Below are 18,860 nucleotides of genomic sequence, written 5' to 3'. Positions count from 1 at the left end.
CCAGCGCGGTTGTAAGCGGCAGAAGCCAGCACCAGCTTGTTCACCACTTCCGGGTGGCGTATGGCCAGCTGCAGGGCCGATGTGCCCCCGTTGCTAAAGCCCATAACATCTGCTTTGGATATCTGCAGCTGTTTCAGTAATGCGGCTACATCATCCGCATCCTCTGCAAAACCGAACGGGCGGTCGGCATCCAGGGTATGCCCATGCGCCTGCAGCTCAATTGCAATTACTTGTTGTGTTTTAGCCAGCTCCGGCAATATCCTGCCAAAGGTTGATTCAATGGTAGATCCGCCGCCATGCAATAAAACCAGCGGCTTGCCGCTGCCATGGATCTCGTAATACATCTGTAATCCGTTCACTGCTGCGTAACGGCCTGTAGGTTGCTGCTGTGCATTCATTTGTAAATGTGTTATGATCAGTAAAAATAGCGTTATTATTCTTCGCATGTTATAGCGTTTTCAATAGCACAAACATACACCGCAGCGCTTAATAATGCAGGCCGCAGGTACGTCAATTTACCGGGTGAATTGCGTCAGCACATGCGTTAAACACTGTTAAGGTTCATCTTCCCTTAACAATAAATAACACTCCCAAAGCCGGTCTGGCACAGTTTTGTCATTTACTATAACGAAACCAAAAAGTAGAAACCGCCTGCAGACGTTCCACTTTGAGCTATTCATCACATTCAAAACTTATAAGCATGAAACCATTAAAATATTTCATCATCGCCGTAGCACTTATTGCAGGATTCAGCAGCTGCATGGTTGAAGCCAGGGGACCGGGTTATTATCATCCCCGTCCGCATTATCATCACCATCATCATCATGGATACGGATATTACAGATAGGTACCATTAATAAAAAAGCCGGAATGCTCCTTGCATCCCGGCTTTTCACCTTAAATCGCGTGCAAAGATGCCTGCCACCACCAATACCGGCAGCAGCAGCAGAATAACCTCCCTCCTAACCGCCAACCGCTAACCGCCAACAGCTAACGGCTAAAAGCTAACAGCTAACAGCTTCTACATACATCCGTTCACGTAATACCATATATCCGGCACATTCCTTGCTGATTCCATCCCTCACTTTCATCAACAGGCAAGGGCGGCGCCCGCGCCTAAATACCCACAGTGCATTACTTACCGCTAATTGCAATTGGTAATCACCATTTTTTACCTTTCTTTGCACTTAGTTTTGAGTAAACCCCGGCCTGGCCAGGGAAAAGCAGGGAATTATAAGAACAGGAATACGGATTGATTGTACATGTCCATTATCACGCTCACATCAGACATCGGTTATCAGGATTACCTCGTAGGTGCCATCAAAGGGCAGCTGTGGCAGGACTGTCCGGGTTGTCACGTGGCGGATATCACCCATCACATCTCCCCCTTTAACTTACCGCAGGCCACCTATATCTGCAAAAGCGCCTTTGCCTGGTACCCGCCCGCCACCTTTCATATCGTGCTCATTAACCTGTTTGACCGTAAGGCAGATCATGTGCTGCTGGCCGAATGGAATGGCCAATACATCGGTTGCGCGGATAATGGCCTGATCTCCATGATCACCGGCGGCCAGGCCATAAAAGTGCTGAAGCTGCAGCTGGACAGCGCCAAACCAAAGAACACCTTTACCATTATACAGCGTTTTACCCAGGCATTAAAGGGTATTCAGAACGGGCAGCCCTGGGAGCAGCTGGGCACACCGGCTACGGATATTGCCATTAAGAACAACCTGCAGCCCCTTACCGGCGACGATTACATTGAAGGACAGATCATTCACATCGACAACTTCGAGAACGTAGTAGTGAACATTACCCGTCAGCAGTTTGATGAACATCGCGGGCAGCGGAAGTTCAAGATCTTCTTCCGCCGGGATGAGGTGATCACCCAGCTCTCCGAAACCTATGCCGATGTAGCGGAAGGCCAGAAGCTGGCCCTGTTCAATGCCGCCGGCTACCTGGAAATAGCCATCAACAAAGGCAATGCCGCCGGCCTGTTTGGCCTGCAAAGCTTTGGTCGTGACCAGCTTACGCAATCCGGCGGTTACCAGCACCTCTCTTTTTACCAAACGGTTCGTATTATTTTTGAATGATCTTAACGCAAAAAACAACACAGCATCCACCCGCTTCATTTTAATTCCAACACCCCTAAAACAACCACTTTCACTGCTAACCACTGATTACTAACCATTTCCCGGCATTTAAAATCCCGTAATGGCGCCGCAACCCGTGCGCAACCCGTGCGCAATTCGGGTGCAACTCGGGTCCCTCCCTCCTAAAACACCCCTTTTTCCCTACTAACATCCCAGTGCAACTCTACCCCCCTACATAAAACCCCACATCACCCTACCCCTCTTTTTTCCTCAAACACCCATCCCCCTCCCTAATCGCTAACGGCTAATCGCCAACAGCTCCCCCCTAACCGCCAACCGCCAACACCTAACTGCTAATTGCCAACAGCTAACTGCTAATTGCCAACAGCTAACTGCTAATCGCTCTCCCCCCAACTGCCAACTGCCAACTATTTTTTCATACATAAAAAGATATTATATAAAAAGTTAAATCTGTTTCGCTAAATACCATAATTTGCTACTTTTTCTATTTTTGTCGGAATTTAAACCCAACGTAATGAATTTTAAACGGACGAATAACATTGTAGGCTGGGTAATTTGTATAATAGCCTGCACTGTGTACATCATGACAATGGAAGCTACCGGCAGTTTATGGGACTGCGGTGAGTTCATTTCCAGCGCTTACAAAGTGCAGGTGCCTCACCCTCCCGGAGCCCCATTGTTCGTGTTGCTGGGAAGATTGTTCACGATGTTCCTGAAACCCTCTGAAGCTGCCCTGGGCGTAAACCTCATGTCGGCCCTTTCCAGCGGTTTCACTATCCTTTTCCTTTTCTGGACCATCACCCACTTTGCCCGCCGTTTAATGGTAGCCCCCGGTGAAGTGATCAGCAGCGAAAAAATGATCGCTATCATGGGCGCCGGCATCGTTGGCGCTTTAGCTTATACCTTTTCCGACTCTTTCTGGTTCTCCGCCGTTGAAGGCGAAGTATATGCCATGTCATCCCTGTTCACCGCCCTGGTATTCTGGGCCATCCTGAAATGGGAGCATGAGGCAGATGAAGCCTATGCCGATCGCTGGATCGTGTTCATAGCCTTTATGATGGGCCTTTCCATCGGCGTACACTTACTGAACCTGTTAACCATTCCGGCCATCGTAATGGTATACTACTTCAAACGTTACAAAGTAACCGCCTGGGGCACTTTCTGGGCCTTTATAGTAGGTTGCGCCGTAACCGGCCTGGTACAGAAGTTCATTATCCAGGATACCATCAAGGCATCCGGCTATATGGATGTATTCTTTGTGAACAGCCTGGGCATGCCCTTCTTCACCGGTTTTGCCTTTTATTTCATAGCGCTGGTGATTGTGCTGCTGTTAGGTTACCGCAATGCAAAGCTGGGCCTCTACGCCCCGCTGATCCTGGTAGCCTCCGTGATCATCATCCCCGCATTTAATACTACCGATGGTGGTGGCGTTATCGTGGTAAAGCTGCTGATAGCCATTGCTGTGCTGCTGATCCCTTACTTCCTGAAGCTGGCAGGCATAAAAACAAATTCCCCCGCCACCCTGCATTTCAATAAGCTCACAATTTCGTGTATCCTGTTCCTGTTACTGGGTTACTCCACTTACATCACTACTATGGTGCGCTCAACCGCCAACCCATCTGTAGATATGTATAACGTGGATAATCCCATTTCCCTGGTAGGTTACCTGGGCCGTGAGCAATATGGCGATTTTCCGCTGGTATACGGACAGGTGTTCACCGCCCGCCCCACCGAGTACAAAGAAACCGGTAACGTATATGCCCGTGGAAAAGATAAATATGAAATAGCCGGCAAAAAGGTAGAACCCGTATACGCCGCCGAAGATAAAATGCTGTTTCCCCGCGTATGGGACGGCAGCAACGACCAGGGCCACGCGGATTATTACCGCACTTACCTGGGCCTGCAGCAGGGCGAAAAACCCTCCTTTGCAGATAACATCAAGTTCTTCCTGGGATACCAGGTGAATTTCATGTACTTCCGCTACTTCATGTGGAACTTTGCTGGAAAGCAGAACGATACCCAGGGCTATGGCAACGTACGCGATGGCAACTGGATCTCCGGTATCCCCTTCCTGGACAATTTCCTGTATGGCGATCAGTCCAACATGCCGGACAGCTTAAAGGATAACAAAGCCCACAACCGCCTGTTCTTCCTGCCGCTGATCCTGGGCATTATCGGCTTATTATATCATTATAAGAAACACCGCAGGGATAGCCTCATTGTAGGCCTGCTGTTCTTCTTTACCGGTTTTGCAATTGTGATTTACCTGAACCAGGCCGGTAACCAGCCCCGCGAACGTGATTACGCTTACGTAGGCTCCTTCTATGCTTTTGCCATCTGGATAGGGCTGGGCGTATTATCGGTATATGAGTTCTTTAAGGAAAAGCTTAAGCAGCCTAAGATCTCCGCACCGCTGGCATCGGCCCTGTGTATACTGGCCGTACCGGTATTAATGGGCAGCCAGGAATGGAATGATCACGACCGCTCTACCAAAACCGTAGCCCGCGACGTAGCCAAAGATTACCTGGAATCCTGTGCACCCAACGCCATCCTGTTCACCGTAGGTGATAACGATACTTATCCTTTATGGTATGCCCAGGAAGTGGAGAATATCCGCCCGGATGTACGCGTGATCAACCTGAGCCTGTTGGGCGTAGACTGGTACATAGATCAGCAGCGCCAGAAAGTGAACCAGAGCGATCCCGTACCCATGACCTGGAGCGCCGACAAGTACCGCGGCGAGAACCGCAACTACATCCGCTTCTACGATGCAGGCGTGTTCCCGCAGGATAAATTCTACAACCTGAAAGAAGTAATGGCCTTCATGGCATCCGACGATCCCCGCGCTAAGCTCAGCACCACAGATGGCAGCCAGGAAAACTTCCTGCCCACTCAAAAGCTGTTCATACCGGTAAATGTAGCCGCCGTGATCAAATCCGGTGTAGTGGATATTAAGGATAGCGCCAAAGTACAGCCGCAGCTGCCCTTCCAGGTATCAAAAAGCTACCTGCTGAAGAACGACCTGGCAGTATACGATATCATTGCCGCCAACGACTGGAAACGCCCCATCTATTTCACCAGCCCCACAGACCTGGGCCTGAATGATTATTTACAGATGGATGGCTTAACCTACCGCCTGGTGCCCATGCATAAAGAGCCTAACAACGATATGCTGGGTGCGGATTTCAACGTGAACTCACCGGTAATGTACAAGAACCTGATGACGAAGTTCGATTTCGGCGGCGCCAACATCAACACCACTTACTTCGATGAACCTAACCGCAAGCTGCTGCAGTACCTCCGTAACGCCTATACGCGTTTAGGAACCGTGCTGGCGCAGGATGGTGCAAAAGATTCTGCGCTCACCGTGCTGAATAAGGCTGACAAGAACCTGCTGGAAAGCACTTTCCCGTATGCCATGACAGCCCCCAACAACATGCATAACTATAGCTCGCTGCAAACAGCATATGCATATTACCTGGCCGGCGACGCGAAGAAAGCCAATGAAATTGCAGCCAAGATCACCCGCGACTGCCAGCAGCAGCTGCAGTATTACCGCTCATTGCCCTCCGGCAAGCTAAGCAACGATCTGCAGCACGATGGCCAGCTCGCCGAACAGTTCATTTCACTGCTGCAACGCATGAAAAATGATTTCGGTGACAGCACCAAACAGCGCGAGCTACCCGGCAGCATCAATACTGTTCCCGATAGCGGCAAATAGTTAATTAATAATGAATAATTAAGAATTAATAATAAATGCAGCGGAGATTGACTTTGATTGGATGAATTTGCAGCTGTAATTGGTTATAAATAAAAAAGCGGAAGGTTTGAAGCAGGCATCATCGCCTTAAACTTCAAACCTTCCGCTTTTTATTAATGATCTGTTTTACAGCCCAATCTCCAGCTATAATCTCCGCTGCATTTATTAATTATTAATTCTTAATTATTAATTCTACAAGCGGGCTACCTGCGCTCTCCAATAATCCGCGCTCGCTTTCACCTCCGGTACGCTGTTCTCCCAATGATATTCATATTCCGCAGACATATTCCCTTTAAAATGCTGTTTTTTCAGCTCTTTCAGTACACCGGAAATATTGCTGTGTCCCTGGCCCCAGATCACATCATGGGCTTTGGGTGATTTTTCGCTCATATCTTTCAGGTGCAGGCTCAGTACATGGCCCTGCAGCTTTTTAATGCACTCAACCGGGTCCAGGCCGGAACGTACCCAGTGGCCAACATCAGCACAGGCGCCAAACAGCGGGCTTCTGCCCTGTATAGCTGCCAGCACGCTGTCGGGGCTCCAGTAATGGGAGGGTCTCGGGTGGTCGTGGATGGCTACTTTGATCTGGTATTGATCGCACAGCCTGGAGATCAGGTCCCAGTGCTCATTCTTCGGTTCAGCAGTGATCACCTTTATGCCCATATCTTTGGCAAAATCAAACATCTGCTGCCATTCTGCTTCATTCTGGGGCGATACCACTCCGTATGCCACGAGGGTTTTATGTTTCTTTTTAAATAAAGCTTTCAGTTGCTCGCGGCGGGAAGCCGGCATTTTAAAATCCGTGGTGCCTTCAATACCATCGCCGATCTGCTGGCCGGAGTAACATTCTACATACTGTATACCGCAGCTGTCCATTTTGTCCAGCGCTTCTGCCAGGGTAAAACGGTTAAAGGTATAGGCCTGTGCGCTCAGCTGCCATCCCATATCGTCTGCTTTGGCCTGTGCATGGGCCGCCTGCCAGGCTGCTCCCGTGGTGGTGAGGGCCCCCGCCAGCAGGAACACGTTCATCAGTTTTTTCATGCTTTTTAAATATTTGTTTAGTTAGATAGTTGAAAAATAATGGCTTTTGCCCAACAATGCAAGGGAATAGTGGTTAACGGCATTCATCCCTCTCCGTTCCAATCTCCCCTGCATTCATGTGTGCCACACCTTAGAGGTGTGGCACACATCCTCAAACTGCCAACCGCCAACTGCTAACTGCCAACCGCCAACTGCCAACCGCTAACTGCTAACTGCCAACCGCCAACTGCTAACCCCTAACTCCCAACTCCCACCTCGGTAGGCGAATACCCGAAATGCTTCTTAAAAGCAAATGAAAAGTGCGACAGGTTTTCAAAACCTGCTTCCAGGTAAATATCCGCCGGTTTGCGGTTCTTTTCGCTCAGCTGGTAGTGGGCCAGCTCCAGCCGTTTTTGCGTTAGCCAGCGCTGCGGGCTTACCGCAAACGCTTTTTTGAAATCCGTTTTAAAAGTAGTGAGGCTGCGGCCCGTAAAGTAAGCGAACTTCAGCAGCGGCATGTTGAACATAAAGTTCTTCTCCATAAAATCAACCAGGTCTATCTTACCAGGCAGGGAAAAATTTGCCAGGCAGCGGTCGATGGTAGCGTCGAGCGTACGCAGAATGGTGATCGCCTCTTCCAGCTTTACGGAAACGATCGCCGGCGGAATACCTTCTTCCAGCTCAAAGTACGGCAGCAGCGAACCGAAAAAGCTTTCCAGCAAAGGGTGGGTCTCATAGCGCCTGATCCCATGGCCCTCACAAGGCGTTAGCACAGGCTCATGGCGGGTATAATAGGCTTTCAGGCGTTCCTCCCGGAGGCTGATCGTGACCGATTTGTAGGGTTTACCGTCTTTAGAATATTTGATGAACGTTGCCAGCTGGTTACGGGGACAAAACCAGGTATCCCCTGGTTTTAAAATATAAGTTTGATCGGCAATAATAACCTTCACCTCACCGGATATGAGGTGGCCAAAAGAGTGATCCCCCGAAAGCAGGTCGAGCTTGAGATACTTATCCTGGATACAGGGCAGCATGATCTCTTCTGAAGCAGTCCAGTATATAGACATGATCTGTAGCTTTTGATATTACAAAGGAACGCATCATTCCTTATTGAAAGATGCGTTCCCTAAAGTAGTTTATTCTACGGCGAATTTAATGCCGGTTAATTGCTCGCTCAGTGTCCACAGCTTTTGGGCGTTTTCCTTATCAACGGCTTCCGGTGTTACACCTTTGGTCATTACAAATGCTTCGGGATTGAGGCCTTTCCATTCCGTATCCAGCGGCGCCACTTCGGTATCTTCACAATAAACGCCGCCAATGTTCGCCAGCTGCGGGCTGGTAGCACACCAAACAGTGGTAGAGGCGCCCTCTTCCAGGTTTTTGTAGCCATTATAAGGGTCGTGCCGGAAACTGCCGTCTTCATTATAGATCCCGAAATTGCTTAATGTTTCCTGGGATAGGTCCCGGCCCAGGTCCGTTCCTGCTATGGCGCCCGGGTGCAGGCTATAGGACCTTACTCCATAGGCCTGTGCACGCTTATCCAGTTCTACCGTAAAAAGGATATTCGCTGCTTTTGCACGGGCATAGGCAGCTGACTGGTCGTAAGGCTGATGCTCAAAATTAGGATCATCCAGGTCAAGGGCGGCCATATGATGTCCCCAGGACGATACGTTCACCACCCGGGCCCCGTTTGCGTTCTTTAAGGCCGGCCACAAGCGGGCGGTGAGCTGAAAATGCCCCAGGTGATTGGTAGAGAACTGTGATTCATAACCACGGGCATCACGGCGCAAAGGCGTCATCATAACGCCTGCATTGTTGATCAGCAGGTCCAATGATTTATGCTGCGCCAGGAACTGATCCGCAAAGGCATTGATCGATGCAGGATCCATCAGGTCCATTTCCAGTACAGTCACATTAGGTATGCCGGCAAGGTTCTTTTTAGCCTTTTCGGGAGTTCTGGCCGGTACATACACTGCTGCACCCGCTGCAGACAGGGCCTTTACGGTTGCTACGCCAATGCCCGCATAACCGCCTGTTACAATAGCTGTTTTTCCGCTCAGGTCTATGCCCTGTATAACTTCTGTAGCTGTTGATGCCGCGTCGAATCCTGAACCTATAGGCTGCTGTAAAGCGCCGTAATAATTATTTGCTTTAGTTTCCATCAGTTTAATGATTTAATTAAAAGCAAAGTTCAGGCATTTGCCTGCCAGGCTGGTTTGTTCAAAAGGCGAAAAATACTTTGTTCAAAAGGCGGCCGCGGTCATATCTCTATCTATTCCATCTATTCTATCCATCTCCCCCAACTGCCAACCGCCAACTGCCAACTGCTAACTGCTAACTGCTAACTACTAACTGCCCACTGCCCACTGCCCACTGCCAACTAACCCTTTTTTTCCGTAATTTTAGAAAATGAAAACGGAGATGCATTAAAAACGGAAAAAAAGACACTACACGGAGGCAACCAAAGCGCCTTCTCTTTCGAAATCATTAAAAAACTCAATTTACACGACCGTCTTCACGCTTAAAAAGAACGGAACCCACAGATCTCACGAAAGCACTTCGATCTATGGATCTCCCTGAAGACCAATCATTACGGTGCATTAATCATAGGATGAAATCAAAATTCAGATGAGAGGATTACAATTTTCCAGGTTTGTGCCTGGTGAAGATGACAAATCGCCCTTTGAGAAGCTCCTGAACCTTTTTACACAGTTGCTTACTTATACCAGCGGCGATGTTACGGAAGCCCTGCAATGGCTTACAGAGCTGGATAAAGAATATAACCTGACCAACGAAGAATACGGTATAGGCGATTTTATACAGGAGCTGAAAGACAAAGGCTATATCCGCGAAAATGAAGAGAGCGGCCAGATCAGCATTACCGCAAAAACCGAACAGGATATCCGCAAAAAAGCCCTGGAAGAGATCTTCGGCAAGCTGAAGAAATCTACCATCGGGGATCATAATATCCGCAAATCCGGCCAGGGCGATGAGCTGAATGCCGACACCCGCTCCTACCAGTTCGGCGATCCCTTGGAACAGATAGATGTTACGGACTCCCTCCGCAATGCGCAGATCAACCACGGCATTGAAGCCTTTTCCATTAACCAGGATGACCTGGTGATAAAGGAAACCGACTTCAAAACACAAACCAGCACTGCGCTAATGATCGATATCTCCCACTCCATGATCCTGTACGGCGAGGACCGCATTACCCCCGCCAAAAAAGTGGCCATGGCGCTGAGTGAGCTGATCACCACCCGCTATCCCAAGGATACGCTGGATATTATTGTGTTTGGGAACGATGCCTGGCAAATAGAGATCAAAGACCTGCCTTACCTGCAGGTAGGCCCCTACCATACCAATACCGTAGCCGGCCTGGAGCTGGCCATGGACATCCTGCGCCGCCGCCGCAACCCGAACAAGCAGATCTTTATGATCACAGATGGCAAGCCCACCTGCCTTAAGAACGGGAAGCAGTATTATAAGAACAGCTTTGGCCTGGACCGCAAGATCCTGAACCGTACGCTGAACCTGGCCGCACAATGTAAAAAGCTGAAAATACCCATCACCACCTTCATGGTAGCCTCCGATCCCTGGCTGCAGAAATTTGTGACGGAATTTACAGAAACCAACAACGGTAAGGCCTTTTTCTCCGGCCTCGACAAACTGGGACAGTTCCTGTTCTACGACTTTGAAAGCGGAAAAAAGAAAATGCTGTAATTAACACACATCAATTTTAACACACCATTAATACCGGGATACACTATTATTGTAGCAGTACCCGACTATTAATTATTAATTCTTCATTATTAATTATTGTATGAATACGAACATAAGAACGCTGGGAGAACTGAAAAAGAGCGGCTATAAACCTAAAACAGTAAAGGAAGAGATCAGGCAAAACCTCATTCGTAAACTGCAACAGAAAGAAAATACCTTCCCCGGCATCATCGGTTATGATGATACGGTGATCCCCGATACGGAAAGAGCCCTGCTGTCACGCCACAACATTTTATTCCTGGGGCTGCGCGGCCAGGCCAAAACACGCATGGCCCGCCAGATGATAGAATTGCTGGATGAATACATTCCCGTTATAGCAGGATCAGAAGTGAACGATAATCCTTTTGAGCCCCTCTCCCGCTACGGCCGCGACCTGGTAGCGGAAAAAGGTGATCAAACGCCCATTGAATGGCTTTCGCGCGATGCGCGCTACGGCGAAAAGCTGGCCACACCGGATGTATCCGTAGCAGACCTTATAGGCGATATAGATCCCATTAAAGCAGCTAACCTGAAGCTGAGCTATGCAGATGAGCGCGTGATCCACTTCGGCATCATTCCCCGCTCCAACCGCGGCATTTTTGTGATCAACGAGCTGCCCGATCTGCAGGCCCGCATACAGGTAGCGCTGTTCAACATTCTCCAGGAAGGCGATATACAGATCAGGGGTTTCAAAGTGCGCATGCCGCTGGATATCCTGTTCGTATTCACCGCTAACCCGGAAGATTATACGAACCGCGGCGCCATCGTAACACCGCTGAAAGACCGTATAGAAAGCCAGATCGTAACCCACTATCCAAAAACAGTGGAGAACTCCCTGCTGATCACGGAACAGGAAGCCGATGTGCACGATGAGCAAAAAGGAAAAGTACATTTATCCGACCTGGTAAAACGCCTCATAGAGCAGGTAGCCTTTGAAGCCCGCAACAGCGAGTACGTGGATAAAAAGAGCGGCGTATCCGCCCGCTTAACCATTGCCGCATATGAAAATGCAGTAAGCGCCGGCGAACGCAGGGCCATCATCAATAAAGAAAAGGAAACGCATGTTCGTATAGCCGATCTGCAGGGCATTGTACCCGCCATTACCGGTAAAATTGAGCTGGTGTATGAAGGCGAGCAGGAAGGCCCGCTGCAGGTAGCATTTAACCTGCTGGATAAAGCCATGCGTACCTTGTTCGCCAATTACTTCCCGAACCCGGATTCATTTAAAAAGCGCAGCAAACAGGCCGCCGCAGCCCAGGAAAACCCTTACCGCACCGTTATTCAATGGTTTGATAAGGGAAATACGGTGAACCTGCTGCAGGATGTAAGCGACAAGCAATATGAAACCGCGCTCCAGAAAGTAGATGGCCTGAAAGATCTTATCAAGACCAAATTCCCGCACACCAATGGCAAAGAGCAGCTGCTGCTCATGGAATTTGTGCTGCATGGCCTGGCTGCCTACTCCCTCATCAGCAAAAAGATGGTGGAGAACGAAACCCGCTTCAGCGACCTGCTCGGTACCATGATGAACTTCACCATGGGCAACGAAGAACAGGAAGAAGATACCTTTTAACGTGTGCCACACCTTAAAGGTGTGCCTCACATAAATCCAATGTCCTGCACTCATACTGCAGGACATTTTTTTTACTCTCCGCTTTACCCTCCGCCCTTAAAGAAGGTATTCATTTGTTTCATTCAGGTTCTTATTTCTTGCATTTTTACTTTTTACTTTCTCCCTTTTTGCTTTTTGCTGCTGCATTTGCTATCTTGTCTTGCTAACCTTTCCACGAACTAATACAACACACAGTTATGAACAATTCCCGAAGAGATTTCATCCGCTCCGCCTCTACTATGATGGCAGCGGCAGCCATGCCTTCCGCATTAAATGCATTTCCAAAATTAGTGGCCCCCAGCGACCGCCTGAATGTAGCCGCCATCGGCATCAACGGCATGGGCTGGGCCGACCTTACTGCCATGCTCAAAAACCCGGCAGCACAATGCGTTGCCCTCTGCGATGTAGATAAGAATGTGCTGGATAAACGCGCCGCTGAGCTGGCGCAGAAAGGCATTAAGGTAAAAACGTATAGCGATTACCGTAAGCTGCTGGAAAGTAAGGATATTGATGCCGTTATCATTGGCACACCAGATCATTGGCACGCCCTGCAAATGACAGAGGCCTGCGCCGCCGGCAAAGATGTGTATGTAGAAAAACCCATCGGCAACTCTATAGCAGAATGTAATGCCATGGTAGCCGCGCAGGAGCGCCACCAGCGCGCAGTGCAGGTAGGCCAGTGGCAACGCAGCCAGCAGCATTTTAAAGACGCCATCGATTTTGTATACTCCGGCAAGCTGGGCCAGGTGCGCCTGGTAAAAGCCTGGGCATATATGGGCTGGATGAAGTCCATCCCGAAAAAGCCCGATGGCACTCCGCCCGCTGGCGTAGACTACGATATGTGGCTGGGCCCTGCGCTGAAACGGCCTTTTAATCCAAACCGCTTTCACTTCAATTTCCGCTGGTACTGGGATTACGCCGGTGGCCTTATGACCGACTGGGGCGTGCACCTGCTGGATTATGCATTCTTAGGAATGAAAGCACAGCGTCCGAAATCCATCATGGCCGCAGGCGGTAAGTTCGCTTACCCCGATGATGCAGCCGAAACACCAGATACCCTCACTACCGTATATGAATTTGATGGGTTTAACATTCAGTGGGAACACGCTATTGGTATGGACGGTGGCCCTTATGGCCGCGATCATAGTATAGCCTTTATTGGCAATAACGGTACCCTGGTGCTGGACCGCGGCGGCTGGGAAGTGATCCCGGAAAAGGATAAGATGGAAGCCGTGCCCCGCAAACTTAAGGTAGATGATGGTTTAGACCTGCACACCAAAAACTTTGTAGAGGTAGTGAAGTCGCGCAAGTTCAGCGACCTGCACACGCCTATACAGGCAGGCGCTAACGTAGCCATTAATGCCCAGATGGGTAACATTGCCTTTAAAACCGGCAAAAAGATCTATTGGGATGCCGCCAATAACCGCTTCAAAGATGAAGAAGCCAACAAGTTCCTGGCCGCCCAGTATCACAACGGTTATAAGATTCCGAAATAAATGTGCAGATGTGCAAATATGCAGATGTGCAGATGATATGCCCCGCATTGAAATCTCGCTTCGTCTGCATATTTGCCTGTCATCTGCATCCCTGCTAATTCACCCACATTTGCACATCTGCATATTTGCACATCAAAAAATCGTCTCATGTTTCTCCGCAGCACAACCCTTTTACTTTTATTTGCTCTCAGCGCACACGCACAAAACAATACGCAAATGAAGCCAGAAGAAACCGAAGTATGGGAACCCGTGCCCAAAGTAGTTACACCCGGTACATCCACCAACACCGCGCCCGGCGATGCTATCATCCTGTTCGATGGTAAAAGCCTGGATCAATGGACGAACGATAAAGGCGGCCCCGCCGGCTGGGAATTAAAGAACGGGATAGTAACCGTTGTAAAAGGTACCGGCGCCATTCAAACCAAGGAAAAGTTCGAAGATTTTCAGCTGCACATAGAATGGCGTACACCCGCCGAAGTGGTAGGCGAAAGCCAGGGCCGCGGCAACAGCGGCATTTTTATGCAGGGCTTATATGAGCTGCAGGTATTGGATAACTATAACAACCGCACCTACTCCAACGGGCAGGCCGGCAGCTTTTATAAACAAAAAATTCCTTTGGTGAATGTGTGTAAGAAACCCGGTGAATGGCAAACCTACGACGTAATATGGACCGCACCGCGCTTTAATGCCGATGGCTCATTGAAATCGCCGGCACGCGCTACCGTATTGCAGAATGGAGTGTTGGTTCAGAATAATGTGGAGCTGGAGGGAGGAACATTATATATCGGGAAGCCGGCTTATAAACAACATGGTCCCGGCCCCATCATCCTGCAGGATCATGGTAACCCGGTAAGCTACCGGAATATCTGGATCAGGACCTTATAACGCTGCGGTATCCCCTTCCAGCGGCATAGACAGGTACACCGCGTTGCTGATAGGGTTATCGTAATAAGCGGCAATAGGCTGAAATCCCAGGGACGTATACAGGTCAATAGCAGGCCGCATATGCGCCAGTGTGTCCAGCAGCATGCGGTGGTAACCCAGCGCTTTACCTGCTTCCACGGCTTTTGCGGCGAGCTGTTTACCAATACCGCGCCCTTTATAGGCATCACGTACGAATAAACGCTTCATTTCGCAGGTGGTGTTGTCAAAACGGCGTACCGCTACACAACCCGCTGCAAGGCCGTCAACCTTGGCCATAAACAAAGCTCCGATAGGTGCGGCGTAATTATCAGGAAGCGCCAGCAATTCCTCCTCAAAACGCTGAAAGCTCAGGTCCACGCTTAACCACGATGCATACTCGCGGAAAAGGGATTTCACCTGCTCCAGTTCTTCAGCGCTGCTTTTCTCAGTTATTTGAATAATTTCCAGCATACTGATTTTTAAGTTTGTAATATTCCGTAAACGCAAAAAGCCTCCTGAGTTTCAGAAGGCTTTTTATCCGGAGTGAGGTACCGAGCAGATTCGAACTGCTGTAAAAGGTTTTGCAGACCTCTGCCTAGCCACTCGGCCACGGTACCATTTTCCTTTTATCTTAGTCCTCTCCGCCTCAGGCGAACACGGAACCGTCGATTTTTGTAGGACTGCAAAGGTAGTGTTTTTTATATATTAATCAAATAAAAATTGACAAATATGTGCCGCCCCATCATCCCCCTCAACTAGCAGCAGATCACTTACATTTGCAGCATAATTCAGTAACCCATGCAAGATCGTATAGCAGAATCAGAGTTTATCCTCAACAGCCGCGGCGCCGTGTACCACCTGGATGTAAGGCCCGAAGAACTGGCCGCCACCATCATTACCGTAGGAGACCCCGACCGGGTGCAGCAGGTAAGCCAGCACTTTGATAAGGTAGAGCACAGGTCCAGCCACCGCGAGTTTGTAACCCATACCGGCTATATCGGCAGCAAACGCCTCAGCGTAGTATCCACCGGCATTGGTACGGATAATATTGATATTGTGCTCAATGAGCTGGATGCGCTGGCCAACATCGACTTTAACACCCGTTTTATAAAAGAAGCACCGGTACGCCTGCAGATCATTCGCCTGGGCACCTCCGGCGCGTTAAATGAGCATATCCCGGTAGATGCTTATGTAGTATCTTCTTTTGGTTTAGGGCTTGATAATCTGCTTCCCTGGTATGAGCTGGAAAATACGGAAGATGAAAAGGCTATGCTGGCCGCTTTCAGCCGGCAGGTAACTTTACGGCCCGGCAGCGCTAATCCCTACCTGGCAGCAGCATCTACTGACCTGTCCAAACATTTCCAGGAAGGTTATCATACAGGCATTACCGTTACCTGCCCGGGATTTTATGCTCCCCAGGGCCGTGCGCTCAGGGGCCGCCTCTCCCACCCGCAGCTGCTGGAACAGCTTACCGCTTTTGAATTTGAATCACACCGCGTTACCAACTTTGAAATGGTAACCGCCGGCATCTATGGCCTGGGCCGTGTTTTGGGGCATGATTGTTTATCCATCAGCACCATCGTAGCCAACCGGATCCGCCAGGAGTTCAGCAAAGACGGCGCAGCGGCGGTACAGCGCATGATCGAAAAGTCGGTGGAGATCATTGCGGAGATTTAATTTAATTACGAATGAGTCAATTACGACCCCGCAAACGGGGCATGAATGCTATAAAAAGACATTATGATTGTGAATAATTACGAATGTTTGGAAATACTCCAGCACCAATCGTAATTCGTAATACTAACCAATACAAAGCGGAAGGTTTGAAGCAATTTTACCCACCTGCTTCACCCCCTCCGCTTTTTTATTAATTATTAATTCTTAATTATTAATTACCCCATCTCCGCTGCATTTTAATTCGTAATTCGTAATTGACTAATTCGTAATTTGCATTCCTTATGACACTCCATTTCTACAAATACCAGGGCACCGGCAATGATTTCGTGATCATGGATAACCGCGACGGCCGTTATGATGCGCTCACTAACCAGCAGGTTCACGACCTGTGCCACCGGCGTTTTGGTATTGGCGCCGATGGCCTGATGCTGCTGAACACCCAGCCCGGCTACGACTTTGGCATGAAGTATTATAATGCCGATGGTAACGAAAGCAGCATGTGCGGCAACGGTGGCCGCTGCCTCACCGCATTTGCCCGTAAAATGGGCCTTACGCAGGAAAAGCTGCGCTTCCTGGCCGTGGATGGCCCGCATGAAGCCACTATGAACGGCGATAGCTGGGTGAACCTGAAAATGCAGGACGTGGATGCTGTAGAACATGGCCCCCTTTATTTTTACCTCAATACCGGCTCCCCCCACTTTGTAAAATTCGTGAACGATGTACAGTCCCTGGACGTATTTACAGAAGGCCGCCAGATCCGGTATAACGACCGCTTTGCCGCGGAAGGCACCAATGTGAACTTTGTACAGGAGCAGGATAACGGCATTTTTGTACGCACCTACGAACGCGGGGTGGAAGATGAAACCTACTCCTGCGGCACCGGGGTTACCGCCGCCGCCCTTACCGCCTCCGGACCGGAAACTAAAGAATACCGCATACCCGTACAAACCCTGGGCGGTAAGCTGGAAGTACGGTTCACCAAAACCGGCGAGCGCACTTTTAAGGATATCTGGCTCTGCGGCCCCGCTACCCTCGTATTTGAAGGCGACGTAACAATTAATTAGTTGGCAGTCCGCAGTCCGCAGCACCTCCTGGTCATGAAGTACCTCCCTGACTGCCCACTGCCAACTGCCCACTGCCAATTGCCCACTGCCAACTGCAGACTATAATTTCATAACTTCCGCCTTATAATATTTATACTACCTTTGCGCCCGGATGATCCAATACTTCATAAATAAGGACGGTAAAACTATCGAGATCAATGATGCTGAAAACGGCGCCTGGGTGAATATTGCCCCGCCTTTGAAGCAGGCCGAGTTTGAGCAGCTGTCTGAAGAGCTGGATATTCCGCTGGACTTCCTCACCGATTCACTGGATATAGATGAAAAGTCCCGCTTTGAGCTGGAGGACGATGTAAAGCTGATCGTGATCAAAACCCCTACGGAAAACAATTCCATCAACGAAAGCGATGCCTATTACATCACCATCCCCATTGTGATCATCCTTACCCACAACCAGATCCTTACCGTAAACTCATTCGATAACGCCGCCATTAAAAAGTTCCTGAACACCTTCCATAACCGCCACCCTGAAAAGCGGAACATGATGGTGCTAAAGATCTTTGAAAAGGTGGTAATGAACTTTCTGGATTATCTGAAAGAGATTAACCAGCGCCGCAACCAGCTGGAGCAAAAGCTGTACGACAGTAACCGTAATGAGGAGCTGCTGTACCTGATGCGGATCCAGAAAAGCCTGGTATACTTTGTAACAGCCCTGCGCAGCAATGAGCTGGTATTAATGAAGCTGGAACGCACCAACTTCCTGGGCCTGAATGATGATGAGAAGGAATTTCTGAATGACCTGATCGTAGATACTTCCCAGGCATTGGAAATGGCCAACGTGTACACCAACATCTTAAGCAGCACCATGGATGCTTTTGCCAGCATCATCTCCAATAACCTGAACCTGGTAATGAAACGTTTAACCTCCATTACCATTGTGCTTACCTTTCCTGTACTGGTATCCAGCATTTACGGTATGAACGTGGATATCCCCTACCAGCACTCCCCGCACGCATTCTACATTCCCGTAATACTCTCCATCGTGATCTCCGTGATCATGAGCTGGTATTTCATGAAGAAGAAGTGGTTCTGAGTAATTAATAATTAAGAATGAATAATTAATAATCGTAGTGCTGGTACATCCACTAATAATCAGTTCTGCACTATTAAATTAATTCTTCATTGTTAATTATATTTACTGGAACAAAACGTAAGTATTAATTATTAATTCTTCATTATTAATTATAGAGGGATGAGCTGCTTCAATGTCCGCGTATACGGTATTATGATCAATGAACAAAAGCAGGTGCTGGTAAGCGATGAGTACATCCGCGGCGGCTACTACACCAAGTTTCCCGGTGGTGGGCTTGAGTTTGGCGAAGGTACGCTGGAATGCATCATCCGCGAATGGCAGGAGGAGCTGAGCCAGCAGGTGGAAGTAGTGGAACACATCTACAC

The 18,860-nt window shown here is 49.1% G+C and carries 15 protein-coding genes, 1 tRNA gene and 1 pseudogene; 10 read left to right on the top strand and 7 right to left on the bottom strand.

The genetic code is table 11. The annotated features are described in order from the left end of the window. On the bottom strand, positions 1-446 hold a 446-nt coding region (locus tag VIM87_RS01285; protein WP_331995217.1), incomplete at its 3' end, for an alpha/beta hydrolase. A gap of 816 nt (positions 447-1,262) precedes the next feature. Between VIM87_RS01285 and VIM87_RS01280 the strand changes: the two genes are divergently transcribed. After that, a complete protein-coding gene (locus tag VIM87_RS01280; protein ID WP_331995216.1) occupies positions 1,263-2,090 on the top strand; it encodes an SAM-dependent chlorinase/fluorinase in 828 nt (275 codons plus the stop codon). A gap of 535 nt (positions 2,091-2,625) precedes the next feature. Next, positions 2,626-5,832, top strand: a complete 3,207-nt coding sequence (locus VIM87_RS01275; protein WP_331995215.1) for a DUF2723 domain-containing protein — start codon at positions 2,626-2,628, stop codon at positions 5,830-5,832. Between the two features lie 231 nt (positions 5,833-6,063). Here VIM87_RS01275 and VIM87_RS01270 read toward each other — a convergent pair whose 3' ends face one another. The 3 genes from VIM87_RS01270 to VIM87_RS01260 form a co-directional block, all read right to left on the bottom strand. After that, complete coding sequence (locus VIM87_RS01270) at positions 6,064-6,912, bottom strand: sugar phosphate isomerase/epimerase (protein WP_331995214.1); 849 nt, start codon at positions 6,910-6,912, stop codon at positions 6,064-6,066. A gap of 236 nt (positions 6,913-7,148) precedes the next feature. Continuing rightward, the gene (locus tag VIM87_RS01265) at positions 7,149-7,958 is read right to left on the bottom strand and encodes an AraC family transcriptional regulator (RefSeq protein ID WP_331995213.1); all 810 of its coding nucleotides are present in this window, start codon (positions 7,956-7,958) and stop codon (positions 7,149-7,151) included. 69 nt (positions 7,959-8,027) lie between these two features. After that, positions 8,028-9,053 carry an SDR family NAD(P)-dependent oxidoreductase gene (locus VIM87_RS01260; protein ID WP_331995212.1) on the bottom strand — a complete coding sequence of 342 codons (1,026 nt, stop codon included), beginning with the start codon at positions 9,051-9,053 and terminating at the stop codon, positions 8,028-8,030. Positions 9,054-9,519: 466 nt separating this feature from the next. Between VIM87_RS01260 and VIM87_RS01255 the strand changes: the two genes are divergently transcribed. The 4 genes from VIM87_RS01255 to VIM87_RS01240 all read left to right on the top strand — a co-directional run bounded on the left by VIM87_RS01255 (position 9,520) and on the right by VIM87_RS01240 (position 14,646). Continuing rightward, complete coding sequence (locus tag VIM87_RS01255; protein WP_331995211.1) at positions 9,520-10,614, top strand: vWA domain-containing protein; 1,095 nt, start codon at positions 9,520-9,522, stop codon at positions 10,612-10,614. 100 nt (positions 10,615-10,714) lie between these two features. Then, positions 10,715-12,226 carry a magnesium chelatase gene (locus VIM87_RS01250; RefSeq protein WP_331995210.1) on the top strand — a complete coding sequence of 504 codons (1,512 nt, stop codon included), beginning with the start codon at positions 10,715-10,717 and terminating at the stop codon, positions 12,224-12,226. Between the two features lie 236 nt (positions 12,227-12,462). Then, entirely contained in the window at positions 12,463-13,761 is a 1,299-nt protein-coding gene (locus tag VIM87_RS01245) for a Gfo/Idh/MocA family oxidoreductase (protein ID WP_331995209.1), read from the top strand. Positions 13,762-13,977: 216 nt separating this feature from the next. Beyond that, positions 13,978-14,646, top strand: coding sequence for a DUF1080 domain-containing protein (locus VIM87_RS01240; protein WP_331995208.1), 669 nt, complete (start codon positions 13,978-13,980; stop codon positions 14,644-14,646). Here VIM87_RS01240 and VIM87_RS01235 read toward each other — a convergent pair. After that, positions 14,641-15,135 carry a GNAT family N-acetyltransferase gene (locus VIM87_RS01235; RefSeq protein WP_331995207.1) on the bottom strand — a complete coding sequence of 165 codons (495 nt, stop codon included), beginning with the start codon at positions 15,133-15,135 and terminating at the stop codon, positions 14,641-14,643. The genes VIM87_RS01240 and VIM87_RS01235 overlap by 6 nt on opposite strands. A 75-nt stretch (positions 15,136-15,210) precedes the next feature. Continuing rightward, positions 15,211-15,281: transfer RNA gene (locus VIM87_RS01230), tRNA-Cys, on the bottom strand. A 181-nt stretch (positions 15,282-15,462) separates the two neighbouring features. Between VIM87_RS01230 and VIM87_RS01225 the strand changes: the two genes are divergently transcribed. Together VIM87_RS01225 and dapF are read left to right on the top strand one after the other, a co-directional pair. Then, on the top strand, positions 15,463-16,341 hold the full coding sequence (locus VIM87_RS01225) for a nucleoside phosphorylase (protein ID WP_331995206.1): 879 nt from the start codon (positions 15,463-15,465) through the stop codon (positions 16,339-16,341). 281 nt (positions 16,342-16,622) lie between these two features. Further along, entirely contained in the window at positions 16,623-17,405 is a 783-nt protein-coding gene (dapF, locus tag VIM87_RS01220) for a diaminopimelate epimerase (RefSeq protein ID WP_331995205.1), read from the top strand. 135 nt (positions 17,406-17,540) lie between these two features. Here dapF and VIM87_RS31370 read toward each other — a convergent pair. Then, a pseudogene (locus tag VIM87_RS31370) lies at positions 17,541-17,648 on the bottom strand (hypothetical protein); the annotation flags it as partial. On the opposite strand from VIM87_RS31370, the gene VIM87_RS01215 reads away from it, so the two are divergent. Continuing rightward, positions 17,599-18,495 (top strand): magnesium transporter CorA family protein, encoded by an 897-nt coding sequence (locus VIM87_RS01215; protein ID WP_414649562.1) that lies wholly within the window; start codon positions 17,599-17,601, stop codon positions 18,493-18,495. The pseudogene VIM87_RS31370 and the gene VIM87_RS01215 sit on opposite strands and share 50 nt — an antisense overlap. A 159-nt stretch (positions 18,496-18,654) precedes the next feature. Next, on the top strand, positions 18,655-18,860 hold a 206-nt coding region (locus VIM87_RS01210), incomplete at its 3' end, for an NUDIX domain-containing protein (protein WP_331995203.1).

The organism is Chitinophaga sp., from assembly GCF_036569125.1.
Lineage (GTDB): Bacteria > Bacteroidota > Bacteroidia > Chitinophagales > Chitinophagaceae > Chitinophaga.
The sequence above is the reverse complement of the archived record's forward strand: the minus strand, read 5'-3'. Positions and strand labels throughout refer to the sequence as shown.